This is a genomic window from Amnibacterium soli (assembly GCF_039544415.1).
In the GTDB taxonomy this organism is placed as follows: Bacteria; Actinomycetota; Actinomycetes; order Actinomycetales; family Microbacteriaceae; genus Amnibacterium; species Amnibacterium soli.
The window spans coordinates 507,314-523,141 of the sequence record NZ_BAABLP010000001.1; the positions used below are offsets into that span (position 1 = coordinate 507,314).

The following is a 15,828-nucleotide window of genomic DNA, read 5'->3' on the forward strand; positions in this document are numbered from 1 at the left end:
CGGTCGCAACGCGCCGGTGGTTCAGCGCCCGGTCCACACCGGGTCGCGACGATCCTGGAACGCCCGCGCGCCCTCTGCGGCGTCGGCGGACGCGGCGAGGGCCGCGAGCGCCGGCTGCAGCCCGGCGAGCACCGGGGCCTCGGCCGCGCGCCGCCCCGCCCGCGCGGACCGCAGCACGGCCTGCACCGCGAGCGGCGCCTGCGCGGCGATGCGCTCGGCGATCGCCGTGGCGGCCGACAGCTCGGTGCCGTCGGGCACGACCTCCTGCACGAGGCCGATCCGGAGCGCCTCCGCCGCGTCGAAGCGGTCGCCCGTCAGCATCCAGCGCATGGCGTTGCCCCAGCCGACCGCCGCGGGCAGCCGGGCGGTCGCGCCGCCGAACGGCAGGATGCCGCGGCTCACCTCGATCTGGCCGAAGCTCGACGAGTCCGCGGCGACCGCGACGTCGGCGGCGAGGATCAGCTCGATGCCGAGCGTCAGGCAGGTGCCGTGCACCGCGACGACGACCGGCTTCGTCCGCTCCGGGCCGGAGAGGCCCCACGGGTCGATCTCGTCCTCGGACCGGTAGTCGATCGTGCCGGTGGCGAGGGAGGGCCCGACGTCCGCGAGGTCGAGCCCGGCGGTGAAGTGGTCCCCCTCGGCGTGCACGACGCCGACGCCGACGGTGTCGTCGCGCTCGAGCCGCGTGTAGGCCGCGGCCAGCTCGTGCAGCAGCGCGCGATCGGCGGCGTTGCGCTTCTCGGGGCGGTTCAGGCCGATGCGCAGCACGGCGCCGTGCTGCTCGACCACCACGCGACCAGCACCCGTGTCCGACATCCCCCGCACGCTAGCCGCGCCCGGCGGGGCGCCCGCTGGGTGCCGGGGCGACCGGGTGCCGTGGTCAGCGGCGGCGGGTGGAGGCGGTGAGGGCGCTGACCACGCGGAGGATCGTCGCCTGGTCGCCGATGACGTCGTCGGGGGAGGCGGGCGCGAACATCGTGAGGCCGGCGCCGACGACGGTGCGTCCGGCGGAGGCGGCGGCGAGCGCCGCGGTCAGGTCGGCGACGCTCGCGCCGAAGGGCTGCGGGTCGGTGACGCCGTCGAAGACGCCCGGGTCGAGCACGTCGAGGTCGACGTGGAGGTAGACCTCGTCGACGTCGAGCGCGTCGACCGCCGCCCCGAGGCCGTCGCCGAGCGCGTCCGCGCCGACGACCGCGATGCCGGACGCCTGCACGAACTCGGCCTCCTGGTCGTCCATGTTGCGGGTGCCCGCGAGCACCACGTGCTTCGGATCGATCGGCGCGGCGGAGGCGAGCCCCTCCGCGCCCTCGCCGAGCAGGGCGCGCAGCACCATGCCGCAGAACGCGCCGCTCGGGCTCGTCGCGGGCGTGTTCAGGTCGGGGTGGGCGTCGAACCAGACGAGGCCGAGGCGGGCGCCGCGCGCCGCCGCCGAGCGGGCCGCGCGCTCCACCGCGGCGAGCTCCACGCCGCAGTCGCCGCCGATGACGACGGGCAGGTCGCCCTCCGGCACCGTGTCGAGCACGGTCGCGAGACGCTCCCGCACGGTCGCGACGGAGGAGTACCGGGCGACGCCGGTGCCCATGCCGTCCCCGGCGCCGAGCGGCACCTCGACGCGCACGGTCGCACCCGGCGGCAGGTCCTCCCGGATCGCCTCCGCCCCGTCGATGAGCCGCATCGCGCGGCTCGACGAGGACCCCTGCCACTGGGGCACGACGACGAACCTGGCCGGCATGGGGCGAGCCTATGTCGCCCGCGCCTCCCGGCCCCGCTGATCCGTGAACACGCGCGGGGCGGCGAGGGTCAGCGGCGAGGGCGGGTGTCGCACTCCCGGCAGATGACCCGGGTGGAGTGCGGCGAGATGCCCGCGGGCGTCATCGCGTAGAACGGGACCTCGTACATGCTCACGCGGTTGCACTTGTCGCAGGTGCCGCCGGTGCGCTTCGCGTCGCCGTTCGTGATGGTCGCCTTCGGGGCGGTCGGCTTCGTCTCGCAGACGCAGAAGACGCGTTCCCCGACCTGGCGGGGCCCGTCCATCGTCAGCACGAAGAGCGCGATCGTGAAGACGCCCTCCCGGCGGCAGCGGCAGCACACCGCGTCGACGGGCACGGGGCTGCCGGAGATGACGGCGGAGGAGGTGCGGGGCTCGGCCATGGCTCACGATCACCCGGGGCGGGGGACCCGCCCGCTCCACACCCTGAGCGTTCGCCCTGGGCGAACAGCCCTCCTCGGGGTGGGGGTCCGGCGGGCGCCTGACACGCGCTGACCGGACCCCGCTCGGGGCAGCACGAGTCTGCGCCCGTTCCGCCCTTGTCGTGCGCCCGCCGGGCGTGCTCGACTGGGCGGATGGAGACCGTCGAGTCCGCGGACGGCACCCGCATCGCCTTCTCCCGCACGGGCGCGGGCACACCGGTGGTGATCGTCGGCGGCGCGTTCTCGACCGCCGCGGCGGGGGAGCCGCTGGCGGCCGCGCTCGCCGCGGAGGGGCTGCAGGGCGTCACGGTCGACCGGCGCGCCCGGGCGGCCAGCGGCGACACGAGGCCGTACGCCCCGTTCCGCGAAGCGGAGGACGTGGCGGCGGTCGTCGGGGCGGTCGGCGGCCGGGCGGCGGTGCTCGGGCACTCCTCCGGCGCGGTCCTCGCGCTGTTCGCCGCGGGGGAGGGGGTGCCGATCTCGCACCTGTTCCTGTCGGAGCCGCCGTTCCTGTTCGGCGTCGGCGACAGCGCGGCGACGCTGCCCGAGCGGCTGCAGGCGCTCGTCGACGAGGGGCGGCCGGAGGAGGCGGTGCCGCTGTTCCAGCGGGAGGCGGTCGGCCTGCCGGAGCCGGTGATCGAGCAGATCCGGTCGAGCCCGATGTTCGCGCAGCTGGTGCCGCTCGCGCAGTCGCTGGTCTACGACGCGACGCTGACGAACGCCGTCGCGACGCCGACCCCGGCGATGACGGGCGCCTCGATGCCGGTCGTGATCCTGCGGGGCGACCCCACATACCCGGTGCTCGTGACGGCGACGGACCGCCTCGCCGCGGCGATGCCCTCGGCGGAGCTCGTGGTGGTGCCGGAGTCGCACGACCACGGCGTCGACCCCGCCGCCACGGCGCGCCTCGTGCGGTCGCGCATCGCCTGACCCGCGCGGATCGGGGACGATCGTCGGTGTGCATGAGACGTTCGTCATCCCCCTCTGGGCCGACCTGACCGCGGTCGGGCTGGGCGGGGTGCAGGGGGCGCTGTTCGCGTCCGGCTTCCAGGGGCAGCGCCGGCTCGACCTGCTCGGCGTCGCGATCATCGGGATCCTGATCGGCATGGGCGGCGGCCTCATCCGCGACCTGCTGCTCGGGGTGGAGCCCGCCACGCTGCAGAGCGACTGGTACCTCGTGACCGCGGCCGGCTCCTCCCTCGTCGGCATGCTGATCGCGCGCCCGCTGCAGCGCCTGAACCGGATGATCGTCGGCCTCGACGCGGTGGTGATCGGCATGTTCGGCGCCTTCGGCACGAGCAAGGCGATCGTGCTCGGCCTGCCCGTGGTGCCGGCCGTGTTCGTCGGCGTCGTCGCGGCGGTGGGCGGTGGCGTGCTGCGCGACGTGATCATGGGGCTGCCGGTCGCGGTGATGCACGTCGGCTCCCTGTACGCCGTCGCAGCGGCGAGCGGCTCGACCGTGCTCGTGCTGCTGCACCTGGTCGGCGTGCCCGTGCCGCTCGCCGCGGTCATCGGCATCGCGGTCACGTGCGTCGTGCGCCTGCTCGCGGTCGTGTTCGACGTGTCGCTGCCGGAGCAGCGCACCCTGCACCGCCGCCGCGTCGCCGCGGAGACGGGCGTCATCCCGGTCGTGCGCCGGCGCTGACCGCCGCGGGAACCCTGGCAGGGGGTGCGGCGGGCGCGCTGTACCGTGCACCGGTGCTCGGTCGCCCCTCCCGTCCCGGCGTCGTGCTGCTGCTCGCCGGCGTCCTGGTCCTGTTCGTCGGCGTCATCGCGCAGCTCGCGGTCACCGACGGCCTGGCGGAGACGCTCTGGGTGGTGGTGTCGATCATCGGGGCCGTCGGCATCGTCGCGGGCGTGACCGTGCTGGTGCGGCACGCGAACGCGAACCGGCCCCCGGAGGACTGATCCCGTGAGCCGCCGCCTCACCCTGCTCTTCGCGATCGCCGGCGGCGCCGCGGTCGGCAACCTCTACTGGGCGCAGCCGCTGCTCGACTTCATCGCGCGCGACCTGCGGACCGACACGGCCGTCGCCGGGGCGCTCGTGACCGCGACCCAGCTCGGCTACGCCCTCGGGGTGCTGCTGCTCGTGCCGCTCGGCGACGTGCTGGACCGCCGGGTGCTCGTGCCGGTCGCGCTGCTCTGCGCCGCGGTCGCCCTGCTCGCGAGCGCCCTCGCGCCGACGTTCGCCGTGCTGATCGCCACCCTCGCCCTCGTCGGGCTGACGACGGTGTCGGGGCAGATCCTCGCGCCGCTCGCGGGCGACCTCGCCGACGACGCCAGCCGCGGCCGCGTCGTCGGCACGGTGGTGTCGGGGATCCTCGTCGGCATCCTGGTGTCCCGCACGGTCAGCGGCCTGATCGCGGGCGCGCTCGGCTGGCGGGCGATCTACCTGGTGGCGGCGGTGCTCGCCGTCGTGCTCGCGGCGCTGCTCGCCCGGGCGATCCCGCACCTCGAGCCGCGGACCCGGCTGCGCTACCCGGCCCTGATCGGCTCGGTGTTCGGCATCGTGCGCCGCGAGCCCGCCGTGCGCTGGAGCCTGCTGCTCGGCGGCGCCTCGTTCGGCGTGTTCACGCTGTTCTGGACGTCGCTGACCTTCCTGCTCAGCGCGCCGCCGTTCTCCTACTCGGTGACCGTCATCGGGCTGTTCGGCCTCGTCGGGCTGGCGGGCGCGATCACGGCGCAGCGGGCCGGGCACCTGCACGACCGCGGGCTCGCGCTGCCCGGCATCGGGATCGCGTGGCTGCTCGTGCTCGCGTCCTTCGTGATCGCCGGGTTCGGCGCCCGGTCGACGGCGGTCGTGGTCATCGCGATCCTGCTGCTCGACGTCGCGATCCAGGGGCACAACATCCTCGTGCAGTCGCGGATGTTCCAGGTCGACCCGTCCGCGCGCAGCCGCATCAACACCGCGTTCATCACGAACAACTTCCTGTGGGGCGCGGTCGGCTCCGGGCTCGCCGCGTTCCTCTGGTCGCACGGCGGCTGGACCGCGGTCACGGTCGCCGGCGCGGTCGGCAGCGGGTTCGCGCTCACCGTCTGGGCGCTCGGCCGGCGCGGTCCGCTGCGGGTCGCGGCGCCCGGCGCCGCGGCCTGATCGGGAACGATCCGCACCCCCTCCGCGTTGCACCACCCGAGGGCCACAGCCGGTGGCCCGCGCACAGGAAGGTCGTCCGGATGACCACCACCCAGCCCGCTGCCGGGCAGTACCGCAAGGACCCCGCGGCGATCGCGAGGCTCACGCGGAACCAGTTCGCCGTCACCCAGGAGGACGCCACCGAGCCGGCGTTCCGCAACCAGTACTGGGACAACCACGAGGACGGGATCTACGTCGACGTGGTGTCGGGCGAGCCGCTGTTCGCCTCCACGGACAAGTACGACAGCCGCTCCGGCTGGCCGAGCTTCACCCGGCCGATCGACCCCGCCACGGTCGTGCGCCGGTCGGACGACAGCTACGGCATGGTCCGCACGGAGGTCCGCTCCGCGACCGCGGACAGCCACCTCGGCCACCTGTTCGACGACGGCCCCGCCGCCGAGGGCGGCCTGCGCTACTGCATCAACTCGGCGGCGCTGCGGTTCGTCCCCGTCGCCGAGCTCGAGACCCAGGGCTACGGCGAGTACCGCAGCCTGTTCACCACCGAGGAGGCACGCTCTTGACCGACACCGCCATGACCGACACGACGGGCACCACGACCGAGACCGCGATCCTCGCGGGCGGCTGCTTCTGGGGCGCGCAGGAGCTGCTGCGCCACCGCCCGGGCGTGCTGTCCACCCGCGTGGGCTACTCGGGCGACGACCGCACCCCGAACGCGACGTACCGCCGCCACGGCGACCACGCCGAGTCGGTCGAGATCGTCTTCGACCCGGCGCGGATCGGCTACCGCGAGATCCTCGAGTTCTTCTTCCAGATCCACGACCCGTCCACGCGCGACCGGCAGGGCAACGACCGCGGCCGCAGCTACCGCTCGGCGATCTTCTTCACCTCGGAGGAGCAGCAGCGCGTCGCGCTCGACACGATCGCGGACGTCGACGCCTCCGGCCTGTGGCCCGGGAAGGTCGTGACCGAGGTCGAGCCCGCCGGGGCCTTCTGGCAGGCGGAGGAGGAGCACCAGGACTACCTGGAGAAGCACCCCCACGGCTACACCTGCCACTACGTGCGCCCGGGCTGGAAGCTCCCGCACCGCGAGCAGCAGCCCGCCTGATCGCCCGACCCGCAGCGCGCCCGTCGACCCCGGTCGGCGGGCGCGTCGCCGTGCGCGGCCTCCCGCTTCCGTCGCGTCGGGAGCGCGTCCTACGCTCCCGCCATGACGCCGCACCGGCTGAGCCTCGACGAGGCGCGCCGCATCGCCGTGCGCGCGCAGCTGCTCGACGCCGAGCGGCCGGCTGCGCCGGTCGAGGTGGCGGAGCAGCTCGCCGCGATCAAGATCGACCCCACCTCGGTCGTCGCGCCCTGCGAGCACACCGTGCTGTGGTCGCGCATCGGGGACGCGTACGAGCCGGGCCAGCTGAAGAAGGCCGTCGAGCAGGACCGGCTGCTGTTCGAGCTCGACGGCGCCTTCCGGCCGACGACCCTGCTGCCGGACCTGCTCGTCGAGCTGCGCCGCTGGACGGAGCGGGACCGCGTGCGCGACTGGCTCGAGGCGAACGCGCGCTTCCGCGTCGAGGTGCTGGCCCGCCTCCGCGGTGAGGGCCCGCTGCTCGCCGCCGCGATCCCCGACACCGCCGCGGTCGCGCGCTCGAACGACGGCGGCTGGTACAGCGACAACCAGGTGCCCCGCATGCTCGAGGTGCTCGCGCTGCGGGGCGAGGTCGCCGTCGCGTCGCGGCAGGGGCGCAACCGCGTGTGGGACGTCGCGGAGCGCGTGTACCCGCCGGGCCTGCCCGAGCCGACGCGGGAGGAGGCGGTGCGGGCGATGTCCGAACGCCGCCTCCGCGCCGCCGGCGTCGCGAAGCACACCGCGTGGACGCCGGTCCGCGAGGCCGGGGAGCCCGTGGTCGTGGAGGACCTGAAGGGCACGTGGCGGGTGGACCCGGACGCGCTCGCCGCGCTCGACGAGGACCCGGGCGGCCGCGTCGCGTTCCTCAACCCCTACGACGGGATGCTCGGCGACCGCGCCCGGCTCAAGGACCTGTTCGGCTTCGCCTACGTGCTCGAGCAGTTCAAGCCGAAGCCCGAGCGGAAGTACGGGCTGTTCGCGCACCCGATCCTGCTCGGCGACCGCTTCGTCGGCATGCTCGAGGCCGAGCACGACCGGAAGCAGGGCGTGCTGCACGTGCGGGCGGTGCACGAGCTCCTGCCGTTCGAGGAGGAGGAGCGGCAGATGGTCCGCGCGGAGGTCGAGGCGCTCGCCCGCTGGCTCGGCGTCCCCCTCAGCGACACCAGCGACGTCTGACCCCGCCGCTCCATCGGGAGCACGACAGCAGGACGATCCGAGCAGGTCGGCAGGACGAACGAGCTCCAGCAGGAGGCAACGGGCCGTTCCGTCCTGCTGACGTCGTCCCGTCCTGCTGACGTGCTCGGCTCGCGGGGAGGCGGCGGGTCAGATGCCGACGTCGCTGCCCATCGTGACCGTGCGGTCGGAGGGGAGCTGGAAGCGGGCCGCCGGGTCCGCCGCGTTGTGGGCGAGGGTCACGAAGAGGCCCTTGCGCCACCACGCCATGCGGGTCGCCCGGGTGCGGCGGATGCCGCCGCGGGAGATGAAGAACGACGCGTGGTCCATCGCGTTCGGCTCGAGGTCGAGCACGTGGGCGACGCACGCCGAGCGCAGCGCCTCCGGCACGTCGGGCGTCTCGGAGAAGCCGAACCGGATGGTCAGGTGCTCGATGCCGTCGTCGGCGTACCCGAGCTCGTCGTAGGTGAAGCGCTTGCGCTGCGGCACCTGCGGCACCCCGACGACCTCGATGGAGACGACGATGACGCGCTCGTGCAGCACGTGGTTGTGGTCCACGTTCGCGCGCAGGGCGAGCGGCGTCGTGTCGCGGTTCGGGTGCGGGAACACGGCGATGCCGGGCACGCGCACGAGGCGCTCGGTGCGCACCTCCTCGACGAAGTCGGCGAGGGAGCCCTCCTTCTCGCGCCGGTCCTCCGACACGAGCTGCCGGCCGCGGCGCCAGGTCGTCATCACCAGGATGACGGCGGCCGCGATGAGCAGCGGCACCCAGCCGCCGTGGAGCACCTTCGACAGGTTGCCCGACAGGAACGTCAGCTCGAGGCCGCCGAACGCGACCGCCGCGAGCGCGACCTTCCACGGCCGCCAGTGCCAGAGCAGCGGTGCCACCGTGAGCAGCAGGACCGTGTCGACCACGAGCGCACCGGTGACGGACACCCCGTACGCCGTCGCGAGGCGGGAGGAGGACTGGAACGCGAGCATGATCGCGAGCACGCCGAGGAACAGCAGGGTGTTCACGACGGGCAGGTAGATCTGGCCGCTCTCCTCCTTCGACGTCTGCCGGATCGTCAGCGGCGGCAGCAGGCCGAGCTGCACGGCCTGCCGCGACAGCGAGAACGCGCCGGAGATGACCGCCTGGCTCGCGATGATCGTGGCGACGGTGGCGAGCACGACGACGGGCAGGCGCAGCACGTCGGGGAACAGGAGGAGGAACGGGTTGCTGCGCGCGGACGGCTGGTGCAGCACGAGCGAGGCCTGGCCGAGGTAGTTCAGGGTCAGCGCCGGGAAGACGACGAAGAACCAGGCGCGGCGGATGGGCGAGCGGCCGAAGTGGCCCATGTCCGCGTAGAGCGCCTCCGCACCGGTGATGACGAGCACGACGGCGCCCATCGCGACGAACGCGATCGCGGGGTGCTCGAAGACGAACAGCACGGCCCAGGTGGGGGAGAGGCCCTGCAGCACCGAGGGGTGCTGCACGACGGTGAACAGCCCGGAGACCGCGAGCACCGCGAACCAGAGCACCATCACGGGGCCGAACAGGTTGCCGACCTTGCCCGTGCCGAACCGCTGCACCGCGAACAGGATCGCGAGGATCACCGCGGCGATCGGCACGGTGAGGTGCCCGACCGCGGGCGCCGCGACCTGGAGGCCCTCGACCGCGGAGAGCACGCTGACCGCTGGCGTGATGATCGAGTCGCCGTAGAACAGGGCCACGCCGACGATCCCGATGACGAGGAAGACGCCCGTGCGCCGCTGCCGGTGCTTGTAGAGGCGCTGCGCCAGGGCGGCGAGCGCCATGACGCCGCCCTCTCCGTCGTTGTCGGCGCGCATCAGGATGCCGACGTACTTGATCGACACGATGATCGTGATGCTCCAGAACATCAGCGACACGACGCCGTAGACGTCGGGCGGGGTCGCCTTCACGATGCCGCCGTCGATCGTGAAGACCGTCTTCAGCGCGTAGAGCGGGCTCGTGCCGATGTCGCCGAAGACGACGCCGAGCGCGGCGAGCGCCATCGCCGCGACGCCGCGCTTCACCGCGCCGCCCTGCGACTCGTCCGCGGCGGTCCCGCCGCCGGGCGCCTCGCCGTCCTCCGGCTCCGGTGCCTCGGGGTCCGCGGGCTCGACGACGCCGTCGCCCGAGGGCTCGGGAGCCGATGCCCGTGCCGCGTCGTGCGACTCCACCGACCGCCTCATCGCGTGGCTCCCTGTTCGCCGTCACTCCATCGGCCGGCGGGCGTCGGCCTCCGTGAGGGTACGGCAGCGCGGGTCACGCGCCGTGCAGGTCCGATCGGGGCCCGCCGCGGCGGCCCGGAGGCGCTAGCAGGCGGTCAGGGCGCCGCACCCCCAGAACGGGGAACGTGCAGTCGGTTCCCAGCGAGCGCTGATACTCCTGTCGATTCCTGCTCAGAATCGGAGTCACCATGACCATGGGAACCGGCGTCGTCCTCTTCGTGATCGGCGCGATCCTCGCGTTCGCCGTGAAGATCCAGACGAGCTTCATCAGCCTGTCCACCGCCGGCGCGATCCTCATGGTCGCCGGCGCGGTGGTGTTCGTGATCGGCCTCGCGCTCGCGCTGCGCGGCCGCCGCACCGTCACCACCGCCCGCACCACCGCCGACCCGATGTCGGCGCAGGGCGTGACCGAGCGCAGCACGCGCACGACCGACCCGAACCAGCTCTAGCCGCGCCCGCGCCGGCGCGGTCGCCGTCAGACGGCGGCGATCGTGCCGGTCGCGAGCAGGACGATCAGCACGATCGCCAGGGCCACGCGGTACCAGACGAACACGGCGATCGACCGCCGCGCGACGAGCCGCAGCAGCCAGGCGATGGAGGCGTAGCCGACCACGAGGCTCACGAGCGTCGCGAGCACGGTCGGGCCCCAGCCGACGCTGTCGGCGACGTCGCCGGCGGCCGTGGTCGCCTCGAACCCGCCCGCGGCGATCAGCGCCGGGATCGACAGGAGGAACGCGAAGCGCGTCGCGGCGACCCGGTCGAGGCCGCGCAGCAGCCCCGCGCTGATGGTCGCACCCGACCGCGAGACGCCGGGCACGAGCGCCGCGCACTGCACGAGGCCGATGACGACCGCGTCGCGCACCGTGACGTCGCGCTCGCCGCGGTCCTGCCGGCCGAGCCGTTCCGCCACGAGCATCACGACGCTCCAGCCGATGAGCGCCGCCGCGACGACCCACAGGCTGCGCAGCGGGCCGCTGACGAGGTGGCGGCCCAGCAGCCCCACGATCCCGATCGGGATCGTGCCGATGATCACGGCCCACGCGGTCCGCCAGTCCTGCGACCCCCGCGCCTCCGCGTGCAGCAGCCCGCGGACCCACGCCCCGATCAGGCGGACGATGTCGCTGCGGAAGTAGATGATCACGGCGACGATCGCGCCGACCTGGATGATCGCGGTGAAGGCGGTGACGCCCGCGTCGTCGACGCGCAGGCCGAGCAGTCGTTCGACGATCGTCAGGTGGCCGGTGCTCGAGACCGGCAGGAACTCGGTGAGCCCCTCGACGACGCCGAGTACGACCGCTTGCAGGGGGTTCACGGGGCGACACGTCCTTCCGAGGCGGATGCGGGACCACGGAGGTGGACGCGGTCGGGAAGGCTAGCCAACCCGCGCCGCCGATCCGACGGGTCGGGCCCGCTGCCCCTGAGCGCGTCCAGGTCCCGTTGCGACGGCGTTCGAGCCCGCACGACCGGTCGGCGTCCCCGCGCGAACTGGGGAGGGGCGGCCGCGCCCGCCGAGCGGTTCACTGTCGCCCGACGACCTCGGAGGGGGAGCGATGCGGGAGCGACGGCGGGGGCTGCGACGCCGCGCGGGCGCGGCTGCGGTCGCGGGCGCGGGCGCGCTGCTGCTCGCCGCAGGGACCGCCGGCAGCGCCTCCGCCTCCACCGGCTCGGTGCCTGACGGCGACCGCGCCGCTGCGGTGCGGACCGTGCTCGACCGCGTGCTCGGCCCCGGCGGGGCGACGGTGGTGGTCGCCGCGACCGTCCGCACCTCCGCCTCCGCCACAACCCGCGTGCAGTGGGGCTCCGCCGTGCCGGTGTCGACCGCCGCGAGCCGCACCGTGGTGCCCGGCGTCGGCACGGCCGCGCAGGGGACGGCGCAGAACGCCGTCGGCGGCACGACCACGACCGTCACCACCCCGCCCGGCGCGGTGGTGCGGCAGACGGTCTCCGTGGCCGTCGACCGCGCACGGCTCGGGCGCAGGTCGGTGACTGCGCTGCGCCGGCTCGTCGCCTCGGCGGTCGGTCTGGTGCCCGCGCGGGGTGACCGGCTCAGTCTCGTCGTCACGCGCTTCGCGACGCCCGTGGCGGTGCCGGCGCCGCAGCCCTCCCTGCTGGCCGTGCTGCTGCCGGACGCGGTGCCCGCCATCTGGGGCGCCGGCGGGGTGCTCGCGGTGCTCCTGCTCGCCGGTGCCGCACGCGGCTGGAAGGCGCGCGCCCGCGCCTGACGTCTTGGCGCTTCCTTCGAGCGCGCCGTGCAGGGTCGCAGCGTGAGCACCGCTGTGACCCCCACCGCGACCCGCCGCCCGGTCTTCGAGCGGTGGTACACGGTCGTCGTGGCGGTGAAGGGCCTGGACGGGGCGGTCGAGCTGCTCGCCGGCCTGCTGGTGCTCGTCGCGCCGGGACCCACCGAGGTGGCGCTCTTCGCGATGGCGGGGGAGCTCGGTGAGGACCCGTCGCCGCTGCGGATCGCCGCGGCGCACTCGGTCGCGACCGCGGGTGCGCACCTGCCGGGCCAGGCGCTGCCCCTCGGGCTGTTCCTGCTCGTGCACGGCGTCGTGAAGCTGCTCACCGTGTGGGCGCTGCTGCGGCGCGCCCTCCGTTGGTACCCGTTCGCAACCGCGGCGGTCGCCGTGCTGCTCGTCGTGCAGGTCGTCGGCCTCGTCCGCTCGCCCACCGCGGGCGGGTGGGTGCTCACCGCGCTCGACGTGGCCGTCCTGGTGCTGGTCGTCCTCGAGTACGCGCGGCTCCGCCGTGCGCGGCGATGAGCGACACTGCTGCCGTGGCGAAGGCGGCGGGCAGGGCGCGGCCGCCGCTGCTGCTCGTCGAGGACGACCCGGAGCTCGGTCCGCTCGTGGCGGAGGTGCTCGGTGAGGACTACGAGGTCGTGCTGCTGCAGGACGGGCTCGAGGGCCTCGCGGCCGCCCGGTCGGGCGACTTCGAGGTCGTCGTGCTCGACCGGCGCCTGCCCGGCCTCGACGGGGTCGGCGTCGTGCGCGCCCTCCGCAGCGCGGGCGTCGTGACGCCGGTGCTGCTGCTGACGGCGCTTGGCGCGGTCGCCGACCGGGTGGAGGGGCTCGACGCGGGCGCGGACGACTACCTCGCGAAGCCGTTCGACTTCGCGGAGCTCGCCGCTCGCCTCCGCGCGCTGCGCCGCGTGCACGGGGCGGAGGAGGCGGTGATCGCGATCGGGGACTGGGAGTTCCGGCCCGCGAGCCGGCTGATCCACTCGCCGTACGAGGGCCGCCGCGTGCTCACGGAGACGGAGGCGAACCTGCTGTCCCTGCTGGCGCAGCACGCCGACGAGACCCTGACCCGCGAGCGGATCCTGCGCGAGGTCTTCCCCTCCGGCGACAGCGTCGGCACGGTCGACACCTACGTGCACTACCTGCGGCGGAAGACGGAGCGGGACATCATCACCACGGTGCGGGGCCGCGGCTACCGGCTGGGGCTGCTGTGAGGCCCGCGGTGCCGGACGACCTGGACGCCCGGTCCGTGCGCCGCGCCGCCCTGCGCACCGCCCTGCAGGTCGCGGCCGTGTCCACCGCGCTCGTGATCGGCGTGCTGGGGCTCGCCGCGATCGTGATCGTGCAGCAGTCCCGCCCCTCCGAGCTGCTCGAGCGGGCGAAGCCGGGCCAGTCGAAGATCTACGTCGACGCGAACGAGGTGCTCGTGGCGCTCGTCGCCATCGGCGTGGTGGCGATCGTCGTGGTCGGGCTGGCGAGCTGGGCGATCAGCCGACGGGCGGTCGCGCCGCTCGGCACCGCGCTGCGGATGCAGCGCTCCTTCGTCGCCGACGCGAGCCACGAGCTGCGCACCCCGCTCACCGTGCTCGACGCGCGCCTCCAGGTGCTCGACCGCAAGCTGCGGCGGCAGGAGCCGTACGACGACACCCTCGCGGCCGCCCGCCGCGACGCCCGGATCATGATCGACCTCGTCACCGACCTGCTGCTCGTCGCCGAGGCGTCCGCGATCGACTCCCGCACGGACGCGCTCGCGGGCTGCGACCTGCGGCCCGTCGTGCTGTCCAGCGTGCGGGACCTCGAGGTGCTCGCCGCGGAGCGGTCGCTGACCGTCTCGGCGACGGTGGAGAACGAGGCGCGGGTCGGGCTGTCGGAGCTGAGCCTCCGGCGCGCCCTCGTCGTGCTGATCGACAACGCGCTGGCGCACTCGCCGGACGGCGGCACGGTCGAGGTGGTCGCGGGCGTCGACCGCGGCCGCGCGGTCGTGCGCGTGACCGACACGGGCGGCGGCATCACCGGAATCGACGTCGACCAGGTCTTCGAGCGCTTCTCGCACGGACCCGACACGGGCCGGCGCCGCGGGTTCGGCATCGGCCTGTCCCTGGTGCGGGACCTGGCGGACCGGCACGGCGGCCGGGTGCTCGTCGACGCCACCTCCGAGCAGGGCACGACGATGCGGCTGGAGCTGCCGGTCGTGCACCCGCCTCAGCGGGGCTCGGCCGTCCGCAGCACGTAGCCGACGCCGCGCACCGTGTGGATCGTCGCGGTCGAGCCGAGCTCGCGCAGGTGCAGCCGGAGGCGGTGGAGGTAGGTGTCGAGGGTGTTGCCCTTCACCAGCGCGCCCGGCACCCACGCCGAGTCGATCAGCTCGGTGCGCCGCACCACCCGACCGGCGTCGGCGAGCAGCAGCGCGGCGAGCCGGAACTCGGTCGGCGTGAGCATGCGGGCCGCGTCGCCGGAGCACAGGGCGAAGCGCTCCGGGTCGAGGTGCAGGCCGGGGACCTTCGGGGGCGGCTCGGCGCGGCGGGCCAGCGCCTCGATGCGCGCGATCAGCTCGGCCACCGCGAACGGCTTCACCAGGTAGTCGAGACCGCCCGAGGCGAAGCCCTGCACGATGTCGTGCACCTGGTCGCGGGCGCTCAGGAACATGACCGGCGCGTGCTGCCCGTTCGCCCGGAGCACCCGGCAGAGGTCCCGGCCGTCGATGTCCGGCAGCCCGATGTCGAGCAGCAGCACGTCGATGCGCTCGTCGCCGACGAACCGGCGCACGGCCTGCCCGCCGGTCTGCGCGAACACCCCGACGTGGCCCGCCGCTCGCAGGCACTCCTCCAGCAGCCGCGCGAGCGCCGGATCGTCCTCGCAGCAGCCGACGACGAGCTCCCGCGTCGGGGCGGCCGGGTCGATCACGAGGACCGCCCCCCGAGGGCGAGGGGCTGCTGCGCCGTGCGCTCGGCGCGGCTGCGCACCGCGAGCGCGCCGACCAGCACGACGAGGAGCAGCAGGAGGGCGGCGCTGACCGGCCCGGTGCCGAGGCCCGCCCCGCCGCGGGCGGCGGGCACGGCGAGCTGGTCGGCGAAGGAGGCGCCGAGCGGCCGGGTCGTGACGTAGGCCACCCAGAAGAGCGCGACGCCCCAGCGCCGGGTCGCCGCGAAGAGCAGGCCCGGCAGGGCGAAGACGACCAGGAACAGCAGCCCCGAGCCGAGGTAGCCGAGCCCCAGCGAGGTCGCGGTGAGGTCGCCCGCGGCGGTGCCCAGCGCGAAGGTCGCCATGACCGCGGCCCAGTAGAAGCCCTCCCGCCGGGCGGTCGTGATGTCGTGCACGGAGAGCGTGCGCTCGCTCGCCCACCAGGCGGCGAACACGGCGGCCAGCGCGACGGCGAAGCCCGCGGTCGACACCGCGTACGGCACGCCGATGCCGACGTGCAGCACGTCGGCCGCCATGGTGCCGAACACGCTGACCATGAGCGCGGCGGCCCAGTAGCGCACGGGCCGGTAGGCGCGGGCGCGGAGCTGGACGACGAGCGCGAGCACCAGCACCAGCAGCGCCGCCGGCACCGCGAGCTCCGGCGCGAACCGGCGCACGAGGAAGTCGGACAGCGTCTCGCCCAGCCCGGTCGTCACGATCTTGACGACCCAGAACGCGGCGTCGGGCTCGGGCACGCGGCGGGGACGGCCGCGGTCGGCCGGGAGGGAGGTGCGCACGCGACGGATGCTGCCCGTGCGGTGGCAAGAATCCACGAAGACTCCGCACGAGAGCGTCGTCTTGGTCGTTCCTTGTCG

General features: G+C 74.7%; 19 protein-coding genes. 12 read left to right on the forward strand and 7 right to left on the reverse strand.

Translation table 11 applies throughout. The features are described 5' to 3' along the window. Positions 1-21: 21 nt before the first annotated feature. From ABEA53_RS02445 to ABEA53_RS02455, 3 genes are all read right to left on the reverse strand, one after another. The gene (locus tag ABEA53_RS02445; RefSeq protein ID WP_345479339.1) at positions 22-816 is read right to left on the reverse strand and encodes a crotonase/enoyl-CoA hydratase family protein; all 795 of its coding nucleotides are present in this window, start codon (positions 814-816) and stop codon (positions 22-24) included. A 64-nt stretch (positions 817-880) separates the two neighbouring features. Then, a complete protein-coding gene (locus ABEA53_RS02450) occupies positions 881-1,732 on the reverse strand; it encodes an arginase family protein (RefSeq protein WP_345479340.1) in 852 nt (283 codons plus the stop codon). Between the two features lie 68 nt (positions 1,733-1,800). After that, positions 1,801-2,151 (reverse strand): hypothetical protein, encoded by a 351-nt coding sequence (locus ABEA53_RS02455; RefSeq protein WP_345479341.1) that lies wholly within the window; start codon positions 2,149-2,151, stop codon positions 1,801-1,803. Between the two features lie 192 nt (positions 2,152-2,343). On the opposite strand from ABEA53_RS02455, the gene ABEA53_RS02460 reads away from it, so the two are divergent. From ABEA53_RS02460 to ABEA53_RS02490, 7 genes are all read left to right on the forward strand, one after another. Next, positions 2,344-3,120 carry an alpha/beta fold hydrolase gene (locus ABEA53_RS02460; protein ID WP_345479343.1) on the forward strand — a complete coding sequence of 259 codons (777 nt, stop codon included), beginning with the start codon at positions 2,344-2,346 and terminating at the stop codon, positions 3,118-3,120. A gap of 28 nt (positions 3,121-3,148) precedes the next feature. Continuing rightward, complete coding sequence (locus ABEA53_RS02465; RefSeq protein WP_345479344.1) at positions 3,149-3,835, forward strand: trimeric intracellular cation channel family protein; 687 nt, start codon at positions 3,149-3,151, stop codon at positions 3,833-3,835. 53 nt (positions 3,836-3,888) lie between these two features. Continuing rightward, a complete protein-coding gene (locus tag ABEA53_RS02470) occupies positions 3,889-4,098 on the forward strand; it encodes a hypothetical protein (protein ID WP_345479346.1) in 210 nt (69 codons plus the stop codon). A gap of 4 nt (positions 4,099-4,102) precedes the next feature. After that, the gene (locus tag ABEA53_RS02475) at positions 4,103-5,284 is read left to right on the forward strand and encodes an MFS transporter (protein WP_345479347.1); all 1,182 of its coding nucleotides are present in this window, start codon (positions 4,103-4,105) and stop codon (positions 5,282-5,284) included. 80 nt (positions 5,285-5,364) lie between these two features. Continuing rightward, on the forward strand, positions 5,365-5,844 hold the full coding sequence (gene msrB, locus ABEA53_RS02480; RefSeq protein ID WP_345479348.1) for a peptide-methionine (R)-S-oxide reductase MsrB: 480 nt from the start codon (positions 5,365-5,367) through the stop codon (positions 5,842-5,844). An 11-nt stretch (positions 5,845-5,855) separates the two neighbouring features. After that, entirely contained in the window at positions 5,856-6,389 is a 534-nt protein-coding gene (gene msrA / locus ABEA53_RS02485; protein WP_345479668.1) for a peptide-methionine (S)-S-oxide reductase MsrA, read from the forward strand. 102 nt (positions 6,390-6,491) lie between these two features. Beyond that, positions 6,492-7,580 carry a DNA glycosylase AlkZ-like family protein gene (locus ABEA53_RS02490; RefSeq protein WP_345479350.1) on the forward strand — a complete coding sequence of 363 codons (1,089 nt, stop codon included), beginning with the start codon at positions 6,492-6,494 and terminating at the stop codon, positions 7,578-7,580. Between the two features lie 147 nt (positions 7,581-7,727). Here the strand turns inward: ABEA53_RS02490 and ABEA53_RS02495 are convergent, their stop codons facing one another. Further along, on the reverse strand, positions 7,728-9,761 hold the full coding sequence (locus ABEA53_RS02495) for a potassium transporter Kup (protein ID WP_345479351.1): 2,034 nt from the start codon (positions 9,759-9,761) through the stop codon (positions 7,728-7,730). Between the two features lie 239 nt (positions 9,762-10,000). On the opposite strand from ABEA53_RS02495, the gene ABEA53_RS02500 reads away from it, so the two are divergent. Next, positions 10,001-10,261: a DUF6458 family protein gene (locus tag ABEA53_RS02500; protein WP_345479352.1), complete on the forward strand. Its 261-nt coding sequence runs from the start codon at positions 10,001-10,003 to the stop codon at positions 10,259-10,261. A 26-nt stretch (positions 10,262-10,287) separates the two neighbouring features. Here the strand turns inward: ABEA53_RS02500 and ABEA53_RS02505 are convergent, their stop codons facing one another. Continuing rightward, positions 10,288-11,124 carry an undecaprenyl-diphosphate phosphatase gene (locus ABEA53_RS02505; RefSeq protein ID WP_345479353.1) on the reverse strand — a complete coding sequence of 279 codons (837 nt, stop codon included), beginning with the start codon at positions 11,122-11,124 and terminating at the stop codon, positions 10,288-10,290. Between the two features lie 238 nt (positions 11,125-11,362). On the opposite strand from ABEA53_RS02505, the gene ABEA53_RS02510 reads away from it, so the two are divergent. Genes ABEA53_RS02510 through ABEA53_RS02525 form a run of 4 tightly spaced genes read left to right on the forward strand, consistent with a single transcriptional unit; the run spans position 11,363 to position 14,285 of the window. Then, a complete protein-coding gene (locus tag ABEA53_RS02510) occupies positions 11,363-12,034 on the forward strand; it encodes a flagellar M-ring protein FliF C-terminal domain-containing protein (RefSeq protein WP_345479354.1) in 672 nt (223 codons plus the stop codon). 42 nt (positions 12,035-12,076) lie between these two features. Further along, positions 12,077-12,574 (forward strand): DUF2127 domain-containing protein, encoded by a 498-nt coding sequence (locus tag ABEA53_RS02515; RefSeq protein WP_345479355.1) that lies wholly within the window; start codon positions 12,077-12,079, stop codon positions 12,572-12,574. Continuing rightward, entirely contained in the window at positions 12,571-13,266 is a 696-nt protein-coding gene (locus ABEA53_RS02520) for a response regulator transcription factor (protein ID WP_345479356.1), read from the forward strand. The genes ABEA53_RS02515 and ABEA53_RS02520 overlap by 4 nt, the downstream gene beginning before the upstream one ends. Before the next feature lie 8 nt (positions 13,267-13,274). Continuing rightward, positions 13,275-14,285, forward strand: coding sequence for a sensor histidine kinase (locus ABEA53_RS02525; protein WP_345479357.1), 1,011 nt, complete (start codon positions 13,275-13,277; stop codon positions 14,283-14,285). On the opposite strand, the gene ABEA53_RS02530 is transcribed toward ABEA53_RS02525, so the two are convergent. Both ABEA53_RS02530 and ABEA53_RS02535 read right to left on the reverse strand, forming a co-directional pair. Beyond that, entirely contained in the window at positions 14,255-14,956 is a 702-nt protein-coding gene (locus tag ABEA53_RS02530; RefSeq protein ID WP_345479358.1) for a response regulator transcription factor, read from the reverse strand. The two genes, ABEA53_RS02525 and ABEA53_RS02530, sit on opposite strands and share 31 nt — an antisense overlap. Next, on the reverse strand, positions 14,953-15,750 hold the full coding sequence (locus ABEA53_RS02535; RefSeq protein ID WP_345479359.1) for a COG4705 family protein: 798 nt from the start codon (positions 15,748-15,750) through the stop codon (positions 14,953-14,955). The genes ABEA53_RS02530 and ABEA53_RS02535 overlap by 4 nt, the downstream gene beginning before the upstream one ends. Positions 15,751-15,828 lie beyond the last annotated feature (78 nt).